This is a genomic window from Paenibacillus sp. oral taxon 786 str. D14 (assembly GCF_000159955.1).
In the GTDB taxonomy this organism is placed as follows: domain Bacteria; phylum Bacillota; class Bacilli; order Paenibacillales; family Paenibacillaceae; genus Fontibacillus; species Fontibacillus phoenicis.
Window position 1 is genome coordinate 50,805 of sequence record NZ_GG695975.1, and the last position, 17,896, is coordinate 68,700.

Sequence of the window (17,896 nt, forward strand, 5' to 3'; positions counted from 1 at the left end):
AATCCGTCAGGCGAATGTGCTAAAATGGCATCACATCCCGTGATGCCTTGTAAAGAGATGTCATTGATCGGGAATGAAGTTTTAAATTCACCAATCTTACATAGAAAGAATGAGGAGCCATGGCTGACAATTTCTCACAACCAACAGTTCAGCCCCCAGGGGCGGTATTTTTTATTTTCGGGGCTACCGGAGACTTAGCGCGCCGCAAGCTCTTCCCGGCCATCTATTCCTTGTATCGCGAAGGGAAATTGGCCGAGGATTTCGCCGTCATCGGTGTAGCCCGGCGTCCGCGTTCGGACGAGGAATTCAAGGATGACCTGTATCGTTCGATTGAGGAATTTTGCCGATATAAGATCGACGACCAGGGGCAATGGGGGCGCTTTGCGGAGCATTTTTCCTACAAATCGCTGGACATCAATAACGTTGACGGTTATCACGAACTCAGAGAACTGACCGAGTCCATGGAAGCGCGGTTTGGGATTCCCGGAAACCGTCTGTTCTACTTGGCTTTGGCGCCGGAGCTGTTCGGCAGCGTATCCTTTAACCTGCAGAAGGGCGGCATGTTGAATACGAGCGGCTGGCACCGGTTGGTGATTGAGAAGCCGTTTGGGTATGATCTGCAGTCTGCTCAGAAGCTGAACGAAGAGCTGAGTCAGGTATTTAAAGAAGAGGAAATTTACCGGATCGACCACTATCTCGGCAAGGAGATGGTGCAGAACATTGAAGTGATTCGCTTTGCGAATGCTTTCTTCGAGCCGCTCTGGAACAACAAGCATATCGCCAATGTGCAAATTACGCTCAGCGAGACGGTTGGCGTGGAAGAACGCGGCGGATATTACGATCATGCCGGTGCGTTGCGTGACATGGGGCAGAACCATATGCTGCAAATGCTCACGATGATCGCCATGGAGCCGCCAAGCCGCTTGTACGCGGAGGACATCCGCGACGAGAAGGTGAAGGTGCTGCGCTCACTGCGTCCGTATGAATCGGTGCAAGAAGTGAAGGAGAATGTGGTTCGCGGGCAATATATCGCAGGGGAAGCGAAAGGCAAGAAGCTTCCGGGTTATCGTGAGGAGGACAAGGTTGACCCGAACTCCAATACCGAAACGTATTTTGCGGCCAAAGTGTTCGTTGACAATTTCCGCTGGGCCGGCGTGCCGTTCTATATTCGCACCGGGAAGCGGCTCCCCGTTAAAACGACGGAGGTCGTTGTGGAATTCAAGGCGATGCCAACGAATGTCTATCTCGGTCAGAAGCACACGCTGGAGCCGAACCTCCTCGTGATCCGCGTGAATCCGATGGAGGGCATTTACATCAAGATTAATGCCAAGAAGCCGGGTTCGGAATCGCAAATCCAGCCGCTGGCGATGGACTTTTGCCAAAGCTGCCTGGTGGGGATCAACTCGCCGGAGGCTTATGAACGCTTGATCTACGATGCGGCTCAAGGGGATTCGACGTATTTCACCCGTTGGGACGAAGTGGCGGCGGCTTGGGCCTTCGTTGATCGAATCGCCGCGGCTTGGGCGCAAAATCCGTCCGACATCAGTACGTATCCTGCCGGTTCTTGGGGGCCGAAGGAAGCGGACGAGCTGCTGGCGAAGGACGGCTTCCACTGGTGGCCGGTGAACGGCCAGGAGGAAGACAACGTCGTTTGGATTAACCCGAATTAATGCTGCGTTGACCGTGAACGATCCGGCCTATGGGCGAATAGAATAGGTTTAGCTGGAAACACCTTCATGTCCCGTCTGGGCGTAAGGTGTTTTTGCTTAACGGAAGGACAAAATATGTTACAATAGAGAACGTGAATTTGTGGAACGAGAGGAAAGTGAGCATGAGCAAAGCATTGGACCAAGTGCTGCAGCAGGAAGTGGACAAACGGCGTACGTTTGCAATCATTTCCCACCCGGACGCCGGGAAAACGACGCTGACCGAAAAACTGCTGCTGTTCGGCGGCGCGATTCGCCTCGCCGGATCGGTCAAGGCGCGCAAAGCGAGCAAACACGCGACAAGTGACTGGATGGAAATCGAGAAGCAGCGGGGGATTTCCGTTACTTCTTCCGTCATGCAGTTTGATTATAACGGCCATCGGGTGAACATCTTGGATACGCCGGGCCACCAAGACTTCTCGGAGGATACGTACCGGACGCTGACCGCAGCAGACAGCGCCGTCATGTTGATCGACGTGGCGAAGGGCGTTGAGGCCCAGACGATCAAGCTGTTCCAGGTCTGCGCGAAGCGGGGCATTCCGATTTTCACCTTCATAAACAAGCTGGACCGGGAAGGCCGGAACCCGTTTGAACTGATGGAGGAAATCGAGCAGGTGCTGGGCATCCGCTCCGTGCCGATGAACTGGCCGATTGGGATGGGCCGCGAGCTGTCGGGTGTGTATGACCGGATGAAAAACCAGGTTGAGCTGTTCCAGGGAGACGACCACTCCACGATCCAGGTGAAGAAGGTGGATGGGTATACCGATCCGGTGATTCGCGAAATGGCTGGCGAATATCTCCATGATCAGCTGTGTCAGGATCTGGAACTGTTGGATGTGGCGGGGGACCCGTTTGATTTTGAGAAGGTTCGCCGCGGCGAATTAACGCCGGTGTTTTTCGGCAGCGCGGTGAACAATTTTGGCGTGCAGACGTTCCTGGAGAACTTCCTGCAGTTGGCTCCAAAGCCGACGCCGCGCCGCAGTACCCAAGGCTTGATTGAACCTACGAACGAGAAGTTCTCGGGGTACGTGTTCAAAATCCAGGCGAACATGAACCCGGCCCACCGCGACCGGATCGCCTTCCTGCGCATTGTCTCGGGCAAGTTCGAACGCGGCATGACGGTGAAGCATGTGCGGGCGGGCAAGGAGATCAAGCTGTCCCAGCCGCAGCAATTCCTGGCCCAGGATCGGGATATCGTCAGCGAAGCGTATCCTGGGGACATCGTCGGGTTATTTGACCCGGGGATTTTCCGGATCGGCGACTCGCTAAGCCAAGGCAGTGAAATCGTATTTGACGAGCTGCCGACGTTCTCGCCGGAGATTTTCGCCAAGGTGACGGTGAAGAACGCGCTGAAGCATAAGCAATACCAGAAGGGGATCGACCAACTGACCGAGGAAGGCACGATTCAGGTGTTCACGACGGTCGGATTTGAAGATACGCTGCTGGGCGTGGTCGGGCAACTGCAGTTCGAGGTGTTTGAATACCGGATGAAGAGCGAATATGGCGTGGATGTCCAGCTTCAACGGATGCCGTACCAGTTCGCGCGCTGGATCGTAGGCGACAAAATCGACCCGTCCAAGTTCCGGATCAATTCCACGCTGGTGAAGGATAAGAAAGGCAATTATGTCGCGTTGTTCGAAAATGAATACGCGATGCGGACGGCGATGGAGAAAAATCCAGACGCCAAGTTCCTGGAGACCGCACCTTAAGAAGTGAAAGTCCGCAGCCTCCCGGACAAAGGAAAGACCGCCCTTGGACAGGGCGGTCTTGTTGTAGCGGGCAGTTCTATTTCAATGGTTTGAGGCTAGCCTGATCCACTTGCTGCTTGAGCACGGATACCAGTTCATTTTGTTTGGACGTATCGATATGCTTCCAGATCGTTTCGAAGACGACGCCAAGACCCGGCAGTGCGGCTTCCTGAGCGTCGATCGAACCTTCGATCATCTCCCGCAGCCCTTGCTCGTCTTTGCCGTGAATTTTGTGCATAATCGCTTGACGCAGGTCGAGTGTAATGGATGGCACGTAGTTTCCCTCCTTGAAATATGTGACTTGCCCGGTGTTAATTTGCCCGATTGGAACTGGGATAATGCGCAGGGGTGTTGAAAAACGACCCGTTTTGCAGGGTTTAACCAAATCTCTTCGGGGGATTGTGGTATACTAAATCGGATGGAAAATGGATGGGTGGTGAGAGCATGGCAAATGCAGCCAAAAAACAGTTTGCCGTGATCGGTATGGGCCGATTCGGTTTAAGCGTGGCAACGGCACTCAGCAGCATGGGCTTTGACGTACTGGCGATCGATGCGGATGAACATCATACGCAAGCCGTGGCGAATCTGGTCACGCACGCGGTAACCGCAGATTCCACCGATGAAGATGCGCTGCGCGCACTGGGGATTCGGAATTTTGACGTCGTTGTCGTGGCGATCGGTGAAGACATCCAGGCCAGCATTTTAACCACGCTGATCCTCAAAGACATGGGCGGGCCGCTCATTGTGGTGAAGGCGCAAAACGAATTGCATGGCAAAGTATTGCAGAAAATAGGGGCCGATAAGGTCATTTTCCCGGAACGGGATATGGGGCTTCGGGTGGCACATCATCTGACTTCACCGAACGTCTTGGATTACATCGAATTGTCCGACGAGTACAGCATCGTGGAGATGCGCGTCAGCTCACAGATGATCGGCAAGAATCTGAAGGAACTGGATATTCGCGCCCGGTTTGGCTGTAACGTGATGGCGATCAAACGGGGCAGCAAAATGAACATCTCCCCGGCGGCCACGGTCTCGCTGACGGAGGAGGACGTACTCGTCATCGTCGGCGAGAAGGGCGACTTGACGAAGCTCGAGTTGGCTTACGCGGAGGAGTAAGACGAGCCTCGCTTCGTGAGCGACGGATCATTTTTTAAACCATGTTAAGGATGGAAAAGATATGGAAATTTTGTCTGCACAGAACCCCCGCGTCAAGGAATGGGCGGGGCTGCTTGAGAAGAAAAATCGGGACAAGCAAGGGAAATATCTGATTGAGGGCATTCACCTCGTGCAGGAGGCGTTGCAGTCGCGGGCGGACGTGGAATGCGTCTGCTATGACCTCGAGCACGGCATTCCGGTCGAGCTGCAGGCTGCGGCGTCCGCCGGGCTGGACGTCGACTGGATCGGCGTGTCCGCCGCCGTGATCGCCAAGTGCAGCGATACGAAGTCGCCGCAGCCGGTGTTCGCGGTCGTGCGCAAGGACCGCGGGACGGTCGCTCCGCTCCTTGCGAAGGAGCGGAGCTTGGTGGTCGTGCTCGACGGTGTGCAGGACCCCGGCAACGTCGGCACGATCATCCGCAGCGCCGATGCGGTCGCGGCGGACGGGGTCATCGTCGGCGCTGGCTGCGCCGACATCTACGGGCCCAAGGTGCTGCGCGCCACCATGGGCTCGCTGTTCCACCTGCCGGTCGTGCATGCCGACCTGGCAGAGGTGCTGCCGCAGGCGAAGCAGCGGGGCATCCGGCTGGCCGGCACCAGCCTGCAGGCGGCGGCGAACTGCTTCGCCTACGATTTCACGCAGCCCGTGTGGCTGCTGTTTGGCAGCGAAGGCGGCGGCCTTAGCCCGGCGGTCCGCGAGCTCATGGACGACGGGCTGCTGATCCCGATGCGCGGCCAGGCCGAATCGCTGAACGTGGCAATGGCCGCCTCCGTGCTGCTGTATGAGGCGATGCGGCAACGGTATTACCGCTAACGCCAGCGGTCAAGCTCGGTTCATTTAAAAGCCGTAAACTAACGAGCCATGCATTAAAGAAAAACATCAAAACCCCGAAACCAGATCGTCTGGTTCAGGGTTTATTTAGGTGTAGCTTTTGATGGCCAGCTTGGAGTAAAGGGCTTTTTTGTTTAGTTCCAGGTCCTTCATGTAGTTATTAATTTTGGAGTCGAGCTGTTCGATCAGATACTTGCGGATCTCCTCGATATGCTCCTCTTTACAAAAAGCGGAAACTGCCAAGGTCCCGGCCGAGTAGTGCTTTGTTTCGTGAACGGCGATATTCAGCTTCTCTTTATACAGTCGTTTGACCGATCCCGATCCTGTAATGGGTTTGATTTCGTAATAGCGATTCGTTTCCACAAGCAACTTCCAAGGCAAGACTTTCGACGCCAGTTGATCTTTCCTTAATTCGATGGTGACTTGGTACAGCGTTTTTGAGCTGTTCATGATGCAGGTCCCCTTGTATATTTATACACTATTATGAATATTATAGCACGCTTCATGGGAGCTTTTGAAGTAAATTTATGACAAAAATTTAATACTAGAGAACTATACGAAATTGATCGCAAAAAATCAAGAGACAAAACAGCACATCTGTGTATTTCCAATGCGCGTCCTTCTTTTTTGCTCCTGTCCCGCATAACTTTGTAGAGAAGTATTGATGTCAAGCTCAAGCTTACCTCTAGAAGGTTTCCCGCTGCAGGGGGGATGAAACATGCGGATACGACGACGACGCGGATGGCGAAGCCGAACAAGGCGGCCGAAGCATAGACGGACGATTTGGATCGTTCTTGTGATCATCACGGTGATCGGCTTGGTGCAATTTGTGCAGTATGTCGAACGCCGGATGACAGGGCCGATTATTCATCTGGCGCAAATTCGAGTGAAACAAATCGCTACGGAATCCATTAACGACGCCATCACCGCGCAGGTGGCGAATCAACAACAGGTCGAAGAATTGATCGATTGGAAGATGGGCGATAACGGGAAAATTACCGGGTTTATGCTCAACTACTCGGCCCATATGAAGGTGACGTCTGAAACGATTCAAACGGTGCGGCATACGCTGGTGGAAGTCGCTCGATTATCGGAATCCATCCCGCTGGGGCAGGCTCTCGGCAGTCCGATCCTGGCTTCCTTTGGTCCCAGCATCCCGATCAAAATCGAGCCCAAAGGGGATGTGAAGGTTGACCTGAATACCCGGCAACAGGATGCCGGGATTAATATGATTCTTGTCGAAGTGTACCTACGGGTAAAAACGGAGCTGGCCGTAGTCGTCCCGTTTGACATGGAGTCGCAGACGGTCGAAACGGAAATCCCGGTGTCCTACCTGCTTGTGGTCGGAGATGTGCCGATGTACTACTATGACAGTAAGGGCAACCCGGTTGGTGAAGGCCAGGCAAATGCACCCAACATTGCGCTTCCGGTGCTGCCCGGTGACAAGGATACGACCGAGCCGCTAACAAAGGATAAAGCGGTTTTGCCGGATGGAACTGGAGGAACAGGGGATTCCAATTCCGCTGGGAATACAGAGGCCGGGAACAAGGGATCAAGCTCGGAGGAGTCGGAAAGCTCAGAGACATCCGATGCGGGGGGACATGAATAAAAGGGCGCCGATTATTTGGTCGCCCTTTTATTTTTTTTGGAACGTTCGGCTTGCTCCCATTTCTTCAGCAGAGGGTAAGGATCAAACGCCCATTCCGTGCTTCCCGTATCCCGATAGATTCCGTAATGCAGATGCGGCGGGAATTTTCCCGACGTTCCTGGCGGGCCATATCCGCTGCTACCGACCCAGCCGATCGTTTGCCCGGGTTCGACGAAATGACCGACCTCGATTCCTTTCTCATAACCTTGCAGATGCGCATAATAGTGGTATCGGTTCTGGATATCCCGGATACCGATGCGCCAGCCCCCGTAGGGGTTCCAACCTTTTGTTTCCACAATCCCGTAGCAGACGCTGCGTACCGTGACGCCCATCGGGGCAAAAATATCCGTTCCCTCATGGATTCGGAGGCCGCCCCAGCCGCGCCGATCTCCCCAGGTATCGCGATAGGTATAGGAACTGCGCAGCGGAAGCGGAAAGGCGCTGTCCGTTAAGTCCAGCTTGCCCCAGTGCTTGTACATTTTCGCGAATTGGCGAATCCGTTCGACGGCAGCATCATTTTGATAATAACGCCATAAGGCGATGCGGAAATCCTCATCTTGATAGCCAAAGCTGGTTAAGTAAGAAGCCAAGGTGTACAAGGCGTCTCGATCGTTCTTCGGATCGGCCGCGCCATCTGCGGTGGCGTCTTTCCCGACGCCGCCAAACAGTTCGATGGTGGCTGGATTCCGGTCCTCGGGATCGGGATTCAGCGGCCCAGTCCAGAACGCTTCCTTGAAGCGAAATCCGGTTACGCGCTGCTCTTGCTGTTGTTCCTTACGCGGCGTGATGGTGCGTTCATATTGATCCACAGCCGAAAGCCAATACCAGGGAACATTCGTCAACAACTCCATTTCTTCGTACAAGGTGCGTCGTTGCTGATATACGCTGACTACCGCCTTCTCTGCTGTTCCTGGAGCGTTCGCCTCTGCAGCGCCTATGCCGGATATCGGCCAAAATGAGGTAATCAGCATCACGCAGGCGATGCACCAGAGCGCTTTGCCGCGGGCAAACCGTTGAGACTTCAAGGCAAGTATTCCTCCTTCGCCTTTATTTTGCACGCGATTCGTGACCCTCTTAGATTGAGGCAAACGCTGTTTTTTTATTCCATATGCGAAGTAGGTTTTTCCAGCGGTTTCATGATATAATAAATGGCGCTACAGCTTATATCACAAGAAGGAAGGTCTTGCGCTTTGGCTAAACAAATCCAGGAACCGAAACCGGATTGGATTCGTATCAAATTGACGACAGGTGACAACTATCAAGACATCAAGCAGATGATGCGCTCCAAAACTTTGCATACCGTTTGCGAAGAAGCGCGTTGTCCGAATATATATGAGTGCTGGGCCAACCGGACGGCAACGTTTATGATTTTAGGCGATATCTGTACGCGGGCATGCCGCTTCTGTGCGGTAAATACCGGGATGCCAACTGAGCTCGATTTGCAGGAGCCGCAGCGCGTGGCTGAAGCAGCGGAGCAGATGAATTTGCGACACTGCGTTGTGACCAGCGTAGCCCGGGACGATTTGAAGGACGGCGGGGCAAGCATTTTTGCCGGGACGATTAAGGCGATCCGGGAACGCTTGCCGTTCTGCAGCGTAGAAGTGCTTATTCCAGATTTTCAGGGGGATGAGGAAGCGCTGCGGATCGTGATGGATGCGAAGCCGGATATTCTGAACCACAACATCGAAACGGTGGAACGGTTATCTGACCGCGTTCGCGCGAAGGCGAAATACCGCCGCTCCTTGGAGCTGCTCCGGCGGGCGAAGGAGATGCGGCCGGAGATTCCAACGAAGTCCAGCATTATGCTGGGTGTCGGGGAAGAGTGGGACGAGATTTTGCAGGCGATGGACGATCTGCGGGCCGTGGACTGCGATATTTTGACGATCGGGCAATATTTGCAGCCTACTCCGCAGCACCTGCGCGTAGAGAAGTATTATAAGCCTGAACAGTTTGCAGAGTTGAAGGAAGAAGGCATGAAGCGCGGCTTCAGCCACGTGGAATCCGGCCCGCTCGTGCGCAGCTCGTATCACGCGCATGAACAGGTCCAATCGGCCAAGAAACAAGCCGGCGTACCCGTTTTGCCGTAAACCGAAAGGAGGATGGAGCTTTGATTCAAATTGGCGGCAGAACCTACGAATTGATTCGGAATTATCGGGATGCGTGGGATCCTGAAGCGTTTAAGCAGCGTTACAGCGAAGTGCTTGACCGCTATGATTACATTATTGGGGATTGGGGTTACGAGAAGCTCCGCCTCAAGGGTTTTCTGCGGGACAACCATCCCAAGGCCAATCGGGATACCGCGTATTCCGGCATCACGGATTATATTAACGAATACTGCAATTTCGGCTGTGCCTATTTCGTTCTTCAGAAGGTGCGGGACAACCATAAGGACAAGGACGCAGCGAAGGACAAAGATGCCGGAAACGGTAAAGACGTTCAAGTACAGGAAACAGAAACGGCCCCCGAATAATCGGGAGGCCGTTTCTGTTGTTTTATGTTATTACTTCATAGATAAGTTCAGTATACCTTGTTTATAGCTCCATGTCAGCTTCGGGTATTTCTTCTGGAACTCGTGCAGCTCGAGATAAGCTTCACCATCTACAACTTTGATCGTTTTGGCAGCCAAGGTAAATCCGGTTTGCTTCCCAAGCGAATCGGTGATGGTTAACTTCCCGTTCTTCGAATTCCACACCGGCGTTCCTTGAATCAGCGACGATAATAAGCGGGAAGGGGCGTAAATGAGTTTGCCGTCCTGAATCACATCGATATATCCCGGGAAAGCCGCTCCGTTAATGTTCAGCGAGGCAGGTCCGCCGGATACGCTGATATGCCGTACCCCGGCTGCATACATCCCGGTAATCAACTGCGCTGCTGCATTGTTCTTCACCTCAACGTCCGGCTTCAGCCCCACATGGTTGAAATCCAGCTTATTTGGCGTCAAGTAGGCTTGGACTGTCAGCTTCAATGAGCTGCCGTTGGACAGCGGGAATACGTTCTGAATGCGCGCCTTCCCGTAAGTTTGATCCCCCACAACCTTGGCGATTCCGTTGTCGCGCAGCGCCCCCGTCAAGATTTCCGATGCGCTGGCGGTCAGACCGTTGGTCAGCACCACGACCGGCATCCCGATGTCTTGGCCACCCGTGATTTCAACGGGCTGCAGCTCTCCGCTTTGGCCGGAGGTGTACATCAGGATCCCCTCCTTCATGAACTGCTTGGCGATGTTGGCCGCCGATTCGACGTAACCGCCAAGATTGTCACGCAGGTCCAGTACGAGAGCGCCAATCCCTTCCTTGCGCAGGGCGGCTAATTTTTGCGCAAATTCCTCATCCGCTGTATCGGAGAAGGAGGTCACGGCGATGTAGCCGACCTTGCTGGAAGGAATGACCTTGCCGGTGACGGAAGGCAATGAGAAATGCGCTCTTGTGATCGGAAATACTAGAGCCTGTCCGTTCCGGTTGATCGTAATGGTGACTTGGGTATTTTCCTCCCCTTGAATCCGTGCGACATCCTCGCTGCTGGTTACCGGCTTCGCATCCACCTTGGTGATGATATCGCCTGCCAGAAGGCCGGCTTTGGAGGCTGGAGAATTGGGCAACACGTCGGTGATGTACAGCTTGTTGTTATAGAAGCGAAGCGTAACTCCGATGCCAACGAACTCCTGATTTACGCTATTCTCGAAGCTCTCCAGTTCATCCTTGGAATAGTAATCGCTATAGGGATCGTCCAGCGTATAAACCATGCCGCGTATCGCATTATCGAGAAACTCCTGACGCTCAACGCCTTCAATGTTGTAGGCTTCCAGGTAGTTCAGCACTTCCTGAAGTGTCTGAAGGTCTGTGGAGGTTTCTGACGTTCCCAGCTGAATGATCGTTCCAGCTGCGGTGGTACCGGCAGCGCCTGCCGTCCCGGCCGCTCCAACCGTCTGGGGCAAGCCCAGCAAGGCGAGGGACAACATCGGGATGAATGCATACTTGCGGAATGAGCTTAAGATCATATTCAGTTCTTCCTTTACAATATTTTCGATATCCAAAGAGCTTGTCAGACCTGCCGATTAGTCCAGGAACGCATTGCGGACCCGGTTCCAAAACGGAAACGGCCGATAACGGACAAAGCTGATCTTCTGATCCGACACCTGGCAGCGTACGGACACTAGATCGTCCATCGGCAGGTTGACGTGGTCAATGGTCAGCAATAAGCGCTGTTCCTTGCGCGAATAAATGTCGCAATGATGATGCTTGGGCAGCACCAACGGAGAGCCTAGCGTCCGGAACACCCGATTGTTGATCGAAGCGATCTCTGTGATCTGCAGCGCTTCAATCGTCGGATGGATCATCGCTCCCCCCAAGCTCTTGTTATAGGCAGTACTGCCAGAGGGGGTGGATACGCAAATGCCGTCGCCGCGGAACATTTCGAACATTTGGTCATTGATGTCCACTTGGGCAACCACAGTGCCATCGACGCCCTTCAGCGTAAATTCGTTTAAGCAAATGTGGGAAGAGCTGCCCGACCTCTTCTGAATCTCCAGATCGATTAAGGGGTAACGGACGATGCGCGGCCTGAGCAAGCCGGGATCTGCATGACCGCTCATCATTTCCACCAGCTCAGGAATTTCGTCGGCTTTCCAGTCGGCGTAAAAGCCCAGATGGCCCGTGTGAATTCCTACAAATGCGATGGAAGGAATCTGATCGATAAACGTATGGAAGGCATGAAGCATTGTGCCGTCTCCGCCGATGGAGACAACGATGTCCGGGGATTTCGCATCCAGCTCAAGCCCATGCTGCGCAGCAAGCTTATGAAAGGTTTGGCTTAATTCCACAGACAGCTGATCGCCGCGGTCAAGTACAAAGTATCTCAAGTTGACAAGCTCCTTTGAAAAAGGCTGTTCAAAAACGAACATTATTTTGAACATGCGCTTGAATATCCTTTTGTAAAGATCATAATCAATTCGTCCGCAGAACACAACGTTTCATTTTCGGTGCCGCTGGCGGCGAATGATTTCGGCCAGGAATGACAAAATAAGTAGGATGGCCAGGGTCACCAGGAAGAAACGGGACGCTCCCGGAACAGCCCCCCAACCGTAAAGCACTTCTTGGCCTCCAAACTCAGGAGGATGAATCGCCCACGCCGGCGCGGCCCCCATCAGGGGGTTCCAGAGAAGCAGCAACAGCCCGGCGGAAATCACGGCATGAAGGAGCCTAGCGATTAGAAAAGGAAAATAACGCAGGTCAGCTCCATTTAAGATGCTGGCCACTTGGGCATGAACCGATAAGCCCCCCCAAGAGAGAATGAAAGCTGCTGCTGCGGCTTTGAACTGCAAAGGGATTCCCTCCGGCGCCGCGGATGCTTTAGCGCCCAAGGTGACTTCAAACAAGCCGCCCATGAGGGGCTCGGTTAACTGGCTGGGCAGACCCAGCAGCGGCAGCAGCTGTTGGAACCCGGTATATAGGAAGCCCATGAAGCCCGAAGCGGTGAGCACCTCCAGGATCACGGAAAAAAATACGACCAGGCCGCCTACTACGGTCATCAGCTGCAGGGAGGAGGCAACTGCCTGCCGCAGCAGCTCTCCGAGGCTGCGTCCGTCCTGAACCCGGGCTTCATGCATGGCCTTAAGCGCCAGCTTCAGGCTGAAGCGCCCGGATTCATCGCCTTCACCGGGATCTGCCGGCAAGTTTCGGTCCGGACGGTAGAAGCGCATGACCAGGCCGATCAGCAGGGCCCCTCCATAATGGGTCAAAGCGAGCGCCCCGGCCAGCTTCGGATTGCCAAAGAAGCCGACAGAGACCGCCCCGATGAGAAAGATGGGGTCGGATGACGTCGTGAACGAGACAAGTCGTTCTCCCTCTACCCGGGAAACGAGCCGTTGCTCGCGCAGCTTGGTCGCCAGCTTGGCGCTGACGGGGTAGCCGGAAGCAAACCCCATCGCCAGCACGAACCCGCCGCTGCCCGGGATCCGAAACAAGGGCTTCATCAGCGGGTCCAGCAGCTTGCCGAGAAAATGCACAATCCCAAAGCCTAGCAGCACTTCGGATATGACGAAGAACGGGAATAGGGACGGGAACAGCACGTCCCACCAGATGGCGAGGCCGCGAACCCCTGCCTGCCAGGAAGCTTCCGGGTAACAGGCCATCAGAACGGCCAGCATCAGCGCGGCAACGAGCAACAAAACAGCCGTTAAGCGTTGGAATTTCATGGGTACGCCTCCACATCAAATCATAGTGAAGTGTATGAAATGAATGGGACAAACAGCACAAAAAAATAAAGGAAGCGGTTTCAAAAAAGGGCTGATATTTTTGAGCTTCTATGCTAAAATGATGCTTAAGACCAATATAGAACTTTAGTACCAGCTATCATTTGATCAAACATGGTGCAGCAGCCAAATTTTGAGGATGGAGTGATGTTCATGAGCATTGTCGCAGGTATTCTTGTCTGTGCTTTTGTTTATGTCATTCGAGCCGCTCTCGTCCATCCCGGCGAAGAGGATTGGCGCAGCTACTGATAGATTGAAAGACCGCATTCGAGTAGAAGCTCCTTTGGTAGGAGCTTTTATTTTTTTTTGATATAATAAGGAAAAACGGAGGCGGTGAACAGATGAATCAAGGCTTGAGTTTATACGACAACCTCGGCGGAGAAGAGACGATTCGGCGGTTGGTGGAAGCCTTCTATCCGCGGGTTCAACGTGATCCGTTGTTAGGACCCTTATTCCCGGAAGACATTACTCCGGTCATGGAGAAGCAATTTATGTTCTTGTCGCAGTTTTTTGGAGGCCCGTCCCTCTACTCTGATGCCTTTGGTCATCCGATGATGCGTGCCCGGCATTTGCCGTTTCCGGTGACGACGGAACGCGCCGAGGCTTGGCTGGCCTGCATGAAAGCTGCGCTGGAGGAGATTGGAGTCGAGGAGCCGCTGCGAGGGATCGTGCTGGAGCGTCTGTCCGGCCCGGCTTTTCATTTCGTGAACACACCTTAGACCGATGAACTAATGTGCCGGGCAGGGCAGATTATTGAAAGGAAGTAGGACGTTTTGGAACTTGAACCGCTTTATCAGATCAAGGTCACTTGCATCCATTGCCAGAGTGAATTTTCGACCTCGCGTGTGCGTCCGAGCTTTAAACGGGCTGTACGTACGGATACGGATTTTTGCGGCTATTATCAGAAGGAGAATCCGGATTATTACGTCGTTCGGGTATGCCCGTCCTGCGGTTTTGCTTCGACGGAAAATTCGGTATCCCGCTTGACCGACCGGCAAAGAGCCCTCTTCCAAGAGGCGATCGGCAGCCGGTTTAACCAGAAGGACTATGGCGGGCGCCGGGATTGGGAGACTGCGATGGAGACGTACAAGCTGGCGCTGATTTGCGCACAAACCATCGGCGAAACCGACCGGATTATTGCCAGCTTGCTGCATCATATTGCTTGGTTGTATCGATACAAGTACAACGTCGAACAGGAGAAGCGTTTTCTGGAGTATTCGCTGGAAGCCTACATCCGCGTTTACGAAAAAGAAGGCGTCGGCGGCAGCGATGCCCGCCTGATGTATTTGATCGGCGAGCTGAACCGGCGGATTGGCAAGTACAACGACGCAGTCAAATGGTTTGGGCGCGTCATTAATGACAAGCGGATCATGGATGCGGCGATGATTCGGGCATCCCGCGAGCAATGGGCGCTGCTGCGCGAAGAAATGATGAATGGCGGACATGAGCTGCCTGAGGAAATGCGCGGTTGACGGAACGGACAAGCAGACATCCAAGCGTAGACATGACGAAGGGCCGTATCCAGAGGAAACGGCCCTTTAGATCGCTAAAGGCGACCTGGTCACATTACGTTATTTCTACCGGACAACCTTATCGGTTAACAGGTAATCGTTGTCACAGTCAAGGACATGTAGCTTGTTCCCGCAGCAGGGGAAGACGAGCAGCTTCTTCTTCCCCTCGTGGATCGATTTCAACTCGCGGGGCTTCAGAGGCAGCAGCACGTTACGGCTGGAGCAAAATGGGCACTCATGGACATACACGTCCCCCATGACAACATCATAAGGCCACGTTTGGTTAAAGGGGATCATGAATGCTCCGGTTCGTGACCGGCTTGGCTGGCATCTCCGGCTTCCGCTTCTGCGGAAGGCTGGCCTGCTTCTTCTTTCGCCAGTTCTGCGATTTTTTGCATTAAAATGTGCTGCGGCATATGCATAAGGTGCTCGACCGGCACCTTGAGTTTTGCGGCTAATTTCACGGCGGTATCCGCCGATATTTGCAACGGTCTCATGGAAATCCCCCCTGTATTCAGACAAGCGTTATAATAGAGCATCCTCTACTAGCATACACTGTTATCCCATAAGGCATCAATTATAAACGATACGGAAAGGAAGCGAACTTATGTCAAGATTCGTAGGAACCCTTCAACCCACTTGGGACCTGGAAACGATTTTCCCGGGAGGCTCTGCCTCAAAAGCGCTGCGAGATCATCTGGATGCTCTGGAACGGGACATTGCCGCATACCAGGCGAAACTGCAAGAGCTGCAGGCCCCGTCTACTGTAGAAGAGACCAAGGCGTTGGACAGCCTGATTGTGGATCTGCAAGCAGCAGACAGCCGTCTGTCCGAAGCCGGCAGCTTTATCGGCTGTTTGACGGCGCAAGACCAGCACGACAAGAAAGCTCTCCAGCTTGACGCCAAAGTCACTTCGTTAAACGCTGCATTCAATAACGTGATGACTTTATTCTGGAACCTGCTCCGATTGACGAACGATGAGGTGTGGGAAGCTTGGATGCAGCGGGAGGAAATCGCGCCGATCTCCTTCTTGCTTCGCGAGAAACGGGAGCAAGCGCGGGAGAAGCTTGCGCCGGAGCTGGAAAATCTGGTTTCCGATCTGGCAGTAGACGGTTACCACGGCTGGGGTCAGCATTATGATACGATCGTTGCCAAAGTGGGAGTCCCCTTTGAAGAGGACAATGGTGAGGTCAAAATGCTATCCGTCGGCCAAGCGGCCAACAAGCTGGATGATCCGGACCGGAACGTGCGCGAGCGCGTGTTTCCAAAATGGGAGGAGGCCTGGACCAAAGCGGAGGACTATTGTGCTGATGCGCTGAACCGCTTGGCAGGGTTCCGGATCAAATTGTACGAGAAACGCGGATGGGACGATATCCTGAAGGAACCGCTGGCCCTTAACCGGATGTCCAAAGCCACGCTGGATGCGATGTGGCAAGTGATCGTCGAGAACAAGCCGAAATTCGTCGCTTATCTGGAGCGCAAAGCCAAGCTGCTTGGGGTGGAGAAATTAAGCTGGACCGACGTGGATTCCCCGCTGGGCCAAGCCGCCGGCAAAATTACGTACGAACAGGCGGCCGAAGACATCGTCCAGCAGTTTGGCAAATTTAGCCCGAAGCTAGCGGAGTTCGCCGCCATGGCGTTTAACAAGCGCTGGATCGAGGCCGAGGACCGTCCTGGTAAACGGCCGGGGGGATTCTGTACCTCTCTGCCGCTGAGCAAGCAGACGCGGATCTTCATGACGTTTGGCGGGAACGTATCCAACGTATATACGTTGGCGCATGAGCTGGGGCACGCCTATCACCAGTACGTGATGGAGGAGCTGCCGAGATTTAGTCAGGATTACGCGATGAACGTCGCGGAGACCGCTTCGACCTTCGCGGAAATGATCCTGGCTGACGCCTTCGTCAAAAATGCGGCAGATGATCAGCAGAAAATTGTTCTGCTCGCCGATAAGGTGCAAAATTCGATCAGCTTCTTCATGAATATTCATGCCCGCTTCTTGTTTGAAACCCGGTTCTATGAGAAACGCCGGCAGGGATTTTTGGATGCCGCCGAGTTGTGTGAATTGATGGAAGAAGCACAGCGCGAAGCCTTCCAGGGGGCGCTGGGCAGCTATCACCCGCATTTCTGGGCATCCAAGCTGCATTTCTATATCACAGATGTGCCTTTCTATAATTTCCCTTACACCTTTGGGTACATGTTCAGCACCGGAATTTATGCGCAAGCGCTGCGTGAAGGCCCAAGCTTTGCGGCGAAATATGATGCGCTGCTGCAAGACACCGGCCGGATGACAGTGGAAGAGCTGGCTGCCAAGCATCTGGGCGTGGATTTAACGAAGCCGGATTTTTGGCGCGATGCGATGGCGGTATGTGTGGCCGACGTTGACGCTTTCTTGGAATTAACCCAATAACCAACTGTATCTGCTTCACAGGTTTAGGTCCTCGAAAGAGGGCCTTTTTTGTTGCAGAATTTTGTCGGAAGATAGAAGAAAATATTGGACTAACAAGACATAATTAGTAAATATATAGCATAATGTTGATATAAAGGGAAATTTAACCTATAATGTGACATAAGACCTATACCATAGGTTGCATTCTTTGGGGGAAAGGTGGGAGAATATGCTGAAAGCCGAGCAACTATCGCTGGTTAGGCAGATCGACATGGTTTTTAAGGAACTGGAGGAGGAGCTGTCGGGGTTAACTTCGGGTACCGTATTTCTGCAGATCCGGAATAATACCATCGGGAAGTTTGGCATCCGCCACAATCCGATTGCGGGTCGAAACGGGCAGCTTAGTGAAGAACCCTACGGACTAAATGCAGAACAGATCCACTCTTTTCGAAAAATGGCGATTGAAGCGCTGAAGTACAAGCGGTACTGGACGCATGGCGAGATCAGCTACGAATTTGCCCTGCGCCAAGGGGCCGTAGTCGTGGATGCAATCATGGAATCGAATTATAACATGGCCAATTTGCTGATCCAACGGTATCCGCAGAAGGAGAAAGGCGCTAGTACATACCGAAAGCTGTCTTCCTAAAGGGTTCAACA

19 protein-coding genes are annotated in these 17,896 nt (G+C 53.5%); 11 read left to right on the plus strand and 8 right to left on the minus strand.

The window, feature by feature from the left end:
* The first annotated feature begins 119 nt into the window (after positions 1-119).
* Entirely contained in the window at positions 120-1,670 is a 1,551-nt protein-coding gene (gene zwf / locus POTG_RS10120; RefSeq protein WP_009224724.1) for a glucose-6-phosphate dehydrogenase, read from the plus strand.
* Between the two features lie 161 nt (positions 1,671-1,831).
* Positions 1,832-3,415, plus strand: coding sequence for a peptide chain release factor 3 (locus POTG_RS10125; RefSeq protein ID WP_009224725.1), 1,584 nt, complete (start codon positions 1,832-1,834; stop codon positions 3,413-3,415).
* 76 nt (positions 3,416-3,491) lie between these two features.
* On the opposite strand, the gene sspI is transcribed toward POTG_RS10125, so the two are convergent.
* A complete protein-coding gene (sspI, locus tag POTG_RS10130) occupies positions 3,492-3,728 on the minus strand; it encodes a small acid-soluble spore protein SspI (protein WP_009224726.1) in 237 nt (78 codons plus the stop codon).
* Positions 3,729-3,898: 170 nt separating this feature from the next.
* On the opposite strand from sspI, the gene POTG_RS10135 reads away from it, so the two are divergent.
* A complete protein-coding gene (locus POTG_RS10135; RefSeq protein ID WP_009224727.1) occupies positions 3,899-4,573 on the plus strand; it encodes a potassium channel family protein in 675 nt (224 codons plus the stop codon).
* A 61-nt stretch (positions 4,574-4,634) separates the two neighbouring features.
* Positions 4,635-5,426, plus strand: a complete 792-nt coding sequence (locus POTG_RS10140) for a TrmH family RNA methyltransferase (RefSeq protein WP_009224728.1) — start codon at positions 4,635-4,637, stop codon at positions 5,424-5,426.
* A gap of 105 nt (positions 5,427-5,531) precedes the next feature.
* Here the strand turns inward: POTG_RS10140 and POTG_RS10145 are convergent, their stop codons facing one another.
* Positions 5,532-5,894 carry a hypothetical protein gene (locus tag POTG_RS10145; RefSeq protein ID WP_009224729.1) on the minus strand — a complete coding sequence of 121 codons (363 nt, stop codon included), beginning with the start codon at positions 5,892-5,894 and terminating at the stop codon, positions 5,532-5,534.
* Between the two features lie 268 nt (positions 5,895-6,162).
* Between POTG_RS10145 and yunB the strand changes: the two genes are divergently transcribed.
* Complete coding sequence (gene yunB, locus POTG_RS10150) at positions 6,163-7,053, plus strand: sporulation protein YunB (protein WP_009224730.1); 891 nt, start codon at positions 6,163-6,165, stop codon at positions 7,051-7,053.
* A gap of 11 nt (positions 7,054-7,064) precedes the next feature.
* On the opposite strand, the gene POTG_RS10155 is transcribed toward yunB, so the two are convergent.
* The gene (locus POTG_RS10155) at positions 7,065-8,117 is read right to left on the minus strand and encodes a M23 family metallopeptidase (RefSeq protein WP_009224731.1); all 1,053 of its coding nucleotides are present in this window, start codon (positions 8,115-8,117) and stop codon (positions 7,065-7,067) included.
* A gap of 123 nt (positions 8,118-8,240) precedes the next feature.
* Between POTG_RS10155 and lipA the strand changes: the two genes are divergently transcribed.
* Both lipA and POTG_RS10165 read left to right on the plus strand, forming a co-directional pair.
* Positions 8,241-9,179 (plus strand): lipoyl synthase, encoded by a 939-nt coding sequence (gene lipA, locus POTG_RS10160; RefSeq protein WP_442852587.1) that lies wholly within the window; start codon positions 8,241-8,243, stop codon positions 9,177-9,179.
* A gap of 20 nt (positions 9,180-9,199) precedes the next feature.
* Positions 9,200-9,562: a YutD family protein gene (locus tag POTG_RS10165; protein WP_009224733.1), complete on the plus strand. Its 363-nt coding sequence runs from the start codon at positions 9,200-9,202 to the stop codon at positions 9,560-9,562.
* A gap of 30 nt (positions 9,563-9,592) precedes the next feature.
* Here the strand turns inward: POTG_RS10165 and POTG_RS10170 are convergent, their stop codons facing one another.
* From POTG_RS10170 to ylbJ, 3 genes are all read right to left on the minus strand, one after another.
* A complete protein-coding gene (locus tag POTG_RS10170; RefSeq protein ID WP_050769737.1) occupies positions 9,593-11,086 on the minus strand; it encodes a S41 family peptidase in 1,494 nt (497 codons plus the stop codon).
* A gap of 57 nt (positions 11,087-11,143) precedes the next feature.
* On the minus strand, positions 11,144-11,947 hold the full coding sequence (locus POTG_RS10175; RefSeq protein ID WP_036645006.1) for an NAD kinase: 804 nt from the start codon (positions 11,945-11,947) through the stop codon (positions 11,144-11,146).
* Between the two features lie 111 nt (positions 11,948-12,058).
* Complete coding sequence (ylbJ, locus tag POTG_RS10180; protein WP_009224736.1) at positions 12,059-13,282, minus strand: sporulation integral membrane protein YlbJ; 1,224 nt, start codon at positions 13,280-13,282, stop codon at positions 12,059-12,061.
* Positions 13,283-13,680: 398 nt separating this feature from the next.
* Between ylbJ and POTG_RS10185 the strand changes: the two genes are divergently transcribed.
* Together POTG_RS10185 and POTG_RS10190 are read left to right on the plus strand one after the other, a co-directional pair.
* A complete protein-coding gene (locus POTG_RS10185; protein WP_009224737.1) occupies positions 13,681-14,058 on the plus strand; it encodes a globin domain-containing protein in 378 nt (125 codons plus the stop codon).
* Between the two features lie 54 nt (positions 14,059-14,112).
* Complete coding sequence (locus POTG_RS10190) at positions 14,113-14,811, plus strand: DUF2225 domain-containing protein (protein ID WP_009224738.1); 699 nt, start codon at positions 14,113-14,115, stop codon at positions 14,809-14,811.
* A gap of 105 nt (positions 14,812-14,916) precedes the next feature.
* Here the strand turns inward: POTG_RS10190 and POTG_RS10195 are convergent, their stop codons facing one another.
* Complete coding sequence (locus tag POTG_RS10195; RefSeq protein WP_009224739.1) at positions 14,917-15,147, minus strand: hypothetical protein; 231 nt, start codon at positions 15,145-15,147, stop codon at positions 14,917-14,919.
* Positions 15,144-15,347 carry a YycC family protein gene (locus tag POTG_RS10200; RefSeq protein WP_036644968.1) on the minus strand — a complete coding sequence of 68 codons (204 nt, stop codon included), beginning with the start codon at positions 15,345-15,347 and terminating at the stop codon, positions 15,144-15,146. Before POTG_RS10200 ends, POTG_RS10195 begins: the two co-directional genes overlap by 4 nt.
* A gap of 110 nt (positions 15,348-15,457) precedes the next feature.
* Here POTG_RS10200 and POTG_RS10205 point away from each other — a divergent pair, with 110 nt between their 5' ends.
* Positions 15,458-17,260, plus strand: a complete 1,803-nt coding sequence (locus POTG_RS10205; protein WP_009224741.1) for a M3 family oligoendopeptidase — start codon at positions 15,458-15,460, stop codon at positions 17,258-17,260.
* A 208-nt stretch (positions 17,261-17,468) separates the two neighbouring features.
* Positions 17,469-17,885, plus strand: a complete 417-nt coding sequence (locus POTG_RS10210) for a hypothetical protein (RefSeq protein ID WP_009224742.1) — start codon at positions 17,469-17,471, stop codon at positions 17,883-17,885.
* Positions 17,886-17,896: the final 11 nt, after the last annotated feature.